Origin of the sequence: Streptomyces sp. NPDC059994 (assembly GCF_042737755.1) — a bacterium.
In the GTDB taxonomy this organism is placed as follows: domain Bacteria; phylum Actinomycetota; class Actinomycetes; order Streptomycetales; family Streptomycetaceae; genus Streptomyces.
On record NZ_JBHWUR010000213.1, the window covers coordinates 1 to 3,544 of the forward strand.

General features: G+C 68.8%; 5 protein-coding genes. 2 read left to right on the plus strand and 3 right to left on the minus strand.

The genetic code is table 11. The annotated features are described in order from the left end of the window. Positions 1-563: 563 nt before the first annotated feature. Positions 564-1,304 (minus strand): DsbA family protein, encoded by a 741-nt coding sequence (locus tag ACFWA7_RS39820; protein WP_385828055.1) that lies wholly within the window; start codon positions 1,302-1,304, stop codon positions 564-566. Between the two features lie 524 nt (positions 1,305-1,828). On the opposite strand from ACFWA7_RS39820, the gene ACFWA7_RS39825 reads away from it, so the two are divergent. Continuing rightward, positions 1,829-2,428 carry a hypothetical protein gene (locus tag ACFWA7_RS39825; RefSeq protein ID WP_385828049.1) on the plus strand — a complete coding sequence of 200 codons (600 nt, stop codon included), beginning with the start codon at positions 1,829-1,831 and terminating at the stop codon, positions 2,426-2,428. Here ACFWA7_RS39825 and ACFWA7_RS39830 read toward each other — a convergent pair. Both ACFWA7_RS39830 and ACFWA7_RS39835 read right to left on the minus strand, forming a co-directional pair. Beyond that, the gene (locus tag ACFWA7_RS39830; RefSeq protein WP_385828057.1) at positions 2,378-2,734 is read right to left on the minus strand and encodes a sulfotransferase domain-containing protein; all 357 of its coding nucleotides are present in this window, start codon (positions 2,732-2,734) and stop codon (positions 2,378-2,380) included. The two genes, ACFWA7_RS39825 and ACFWA7_RS39830, sit on opposite strands and share 51 nt — an antisense overlap. Continuing rightward, on the minus strand, positions 2,674-3,144 hold the full coding sequence (locus tag ACFWA7_RS39835) for a hypothetical protein (protein WP_385828051.1): 471 nt from the start codon (positions 3,142-3,144) through the stop codon (positions 2,674-2,676). Before ACFWA7_RS39835 ends, ACFWA7_RS39830 begins: the two co-directional genes overlap by 61 nt. 96 nt (positions 3,145-3,240) lie before the next feature. On the opposite strand from ACFWA7_RS39835, the gene ACFWA7_RS39840 reads away from it, so the two are divergent. Continuing rightward, positions 3,241-3,369 (plus strand): hypothetical protein, encoded by a 129-nt coding sequence (locus ACFWA7_RS39840; protein WP_385828053.1) that lies wholly within the window; start codon positions 3,241-3,243, stop codon positions 3,367-3,369. The last annotated feature ends 175 nt before the right edge of the window (positions 3,370-3,544 follow it).

Consider the following 3,544-nt stretch of genomic DNA (forward strand, 5'->3'; position numbering starts at 1 on the left):
CCCGCAACCGCTCCGGGTACGGGCCGTACCTACCGATCGGCAGGTACGGCTCGATGAACTTCCACTGAGCATTGGTGAGTTGCCTGCGCGTCACGACCACAGTCATACCGGGTTCCACCCCACGAAGAGGGTAGAACCCAGGAACTGATCACGACATCACACAGGCCCTAGCCCCGACCAGGGTCAGCAGGTACGCAGTGGGGAGAGGCAGGTCGTGGCAAAGGTCCCGGCCCACCGTTCTCCGGTGGCGACTGCCCCGCTCCACAGTCAGCGTGGGCGACCGGCAGCCTCACCGGCACGCCCCGCCCGCCCGAAATGTGCTCGACGGGCACCTCCGGCCGCGACGTCGTGCGCGCCCGTGTCGCAACGCTCCGCCCCCACACTCCGAGGAAGGCGGGGTTTGCACATGGCGAGTCGGCCTGGGGCGGGGTTTCGGCGTCGCCGCAGATCTGTTTCCCCAGGCCGCTCTCCGAACCCGCCTGCATTACCACGCCTGACAGCAGAGACCGTGGAGAGCCCGGTGTACGGCGCCCAAGCGGGCTGGCGCGGCCCGTTCGGCGGCGTCAGGAGACTTGTTCGCCTCGGGAGGCACGCAAGAGCTCGGTGAAGGCCTCCGCGTCGTAGAGGACGGCGTTGGAGGGGAGGGGGTAGCTGTCGATCTCGGCGCTGGGTGTACCCGGCCCAACCCCCTCCTCGGTCCCCTTCACCTCGTAATCCTCCTCCGAGGCCTTAACGAAGGCCCGGTACTTCATCGTCTTCACGGCGCTGTCGAAGGCGGGGCTGCGCAACCCCGGCACCCGGGCGGCGAGTTCGAGCAGCCGCGCGGTGGTGAAACCGTCCGACTCCTCCGGAGGCTGATTGCTGTACAGCACGGCGTGGAACTCGGTGAACTTCCCCGCCTCCAACGCCGCCCGCAGAGCGTTGACTGCCCGCTTCGAACCGTCGCCACCGAGCCGATCATCCAGGAACGACGCCATCGTGTACTGCGCCCGCACCTCCCGGCGTACCACTGCCGCCGCCAGCACCGGCCCACCACCAGTGCGCTCGAACTGCTCACAGGACGGACAGCGCGGATCCTCCATCAGATGAACGGTCACCGCAGCCTTCGGATCCCCCACGGTGATCGTCGTGCCGTCAAGGCCCAGCTGCTCGGGGACCGCCTCCACATTCGCGTACGCCGCCACCCCCACCCGCTCACCCTCAGCCTCAGCCTGCGACGCATGCCCGCGACCACCGCACCCGGCCACGAGCACCATGCCCGCGCCCGCCCACACCAACCACGCTCGACGTCTGCCTGCCACCATCTCCACAAACCCCTCCCCAGTATCCGATGCGCTCAAAGGCCCGACACCCAGCGGCCGTTCTCCCCCAGCGCGGCCGCTCTGCCGCTGCGCTGCGTATCTCGCTCAGCAGCAGCGCCAGCCCTCGCCGGAAATGATCCGAACCGGCCATGAGCGAGAGCCCACTATGCCCGGCGGTGATCGAAACAGCCAAGCCATTACGTCATGCCCCAGACGGTTGATCGGTGGCTACAACGCCAGCGCTCGGCGCCCCGTGCGACCGCCGGGGCGGCCCCGCCGGCGCCTCGCCACCGTACAAGGCCAGACAGCCAGCGGATTCGCCTCGGCGCGACGTCGGTTGACGCGTGATGTCGCTCGTGATGCGCACCTTGCCGGGCGCGCGGGGCACCCACCGCTTGGGGCACGTCGGTGCGGTGCCCTGCTGGTGTCTGTGGGGCTGCTGTGCGGTACGTCCGGCAAACGCCATGGGGGGAGCCAGGCGTTGCTGCGGCAGCACCGTGCCGCTTCCATGCCTGTTGAGGTGCCCTGTGAAATTCCGTGACGTCCCGCTTCCTTTGCTCGTCGGTGCGCTGACGCTGGGGCTTTCGGCGGGAGCCGTACCCCTGTCCGCCGCCGTCGCGGCCGACACCGTGGGACAGCACCCGGTGACGGCTGTGCCTGTTGCGGCCGTGGCGGAGCGTGTGGCGAAGATCGGTCCGGGTTCGGAGGTGCTGAGCGCGGGGGCGGACGGCTTCCTGTCGCGGCTGCCGTCCGGGGAAGGTGTGTGGACGCGGTACGCGGACGGCACCTCGAACTCCCTCGGCCAGGGCTTCACCGGCAGCGGGCAGACGCAGCGGCGCGGTGCGGTCTCGGATCTCGTGGCCATCGAAGTGGGCAGCTGGCAGGACTTGAACCACCGTGTGATCCTCAAGGACATGGCCGCAGGGACGCAGACAGTCATCGACCTGCCGCGGCGGACCTCGTTTCTGGGCATGGCAGGCTCGGTCGTGGTGACCTCGCCCGAGGGCTCGAGCGAGGTGCATCTCCTGGAGAGCGTCCACGGCACGGTCACGGACCGCCATGTCACCGGCTGCCACTCAGACGCCAGGCGCCCCGCGATGAGACCGTCCGCCCAGGCGATCTGCTGACTGGTCAAGCACGGTAGCCGCCGATGATCCCGCGCCGCGTCTTGTACGACTCGGGGTCGTCGAGACTGCCGGGACGCAGCTTCTCCGAGCGGAGGGCATCGGTGACCTCATGGCACGCATCCGGTCGAAGCTGCCGAACTCCACCACTTCGCGCAGCGTCCCGGCGGCGGAGACGGGCAGGCCGCAGAACTCCACCACGCGGGCCAGCTCCGCCGCCGTGTCCCCGGCGAGCCGTTCGTATGAGGTCAGCAGGACCCGTCGGGGACCTCCCGACTCGCGTGCCAGATGTTCCAGAACTCGACGCAGGTGCGCAGACTGCCCTCGTCGGCCACCAGGAAGTCGCCCAGCTCCCCTTCGTCCGCGTTGCCCGGACGCCGACTGCGCTGGAAGTAGTGCGAGACGATCGTGTCCCGAAGATCCCTGGCGAGGAAGACCACCTTGCGGCCCCGGTACCTGCTCTTGTCGTGGGACAGGTCCTCGGGGGAACGCCAGGGCACCCGGTCGTCGTGCCAGAAGGCGATCCGCGGAACGCGCGGCTCGACCTCGCAGAACGCGGTCAGCTGCAAGTCCTCGCACAGCTCCATCGGCAAACCCCACTGCGCCGAGATGACCTTGGCCATCATCACCCGCAGCCAGGTGCGACCGAGCTTGGGGAAAGAGATGACGACGACGTCGGCCGAGTCCACAGCGTGCCGGGGCGGGGTGTGTTCCGTCATGCCCGCCAGCGTGGGCGCGGCCCGAACTCCATACAACAGCGCACCCGCCAACTCGGTCACGTGGTCCTTCCGCGCAGGTGGGTGGTGGAGAGGACGGTGAGCTGGCTGATGCGCTCGCGGCGCCTGGGCCGGGACTACGAGACCCGGCCCGTAAGCAGCGAAGCCGCCGTCCTGTGGTCGATGACCATGCTCATGGGACGCCGCCTCGCCCGCCACCGGACCTGAAACGTCACCCAGCCACCCGCCGCGGCGTGAACTCACCCGCGGCCGACAGTTCTGTGAGCGCCGTCAACCAATCCCGGTGACTAGTGCCGCATCAGGCAACGTTTGCCCCAACATGCTATTGCTGAGTGGTGGTTGGCGTTCACAATGGGCTCGTGGCTGAGCGTGTGCGGGTGCG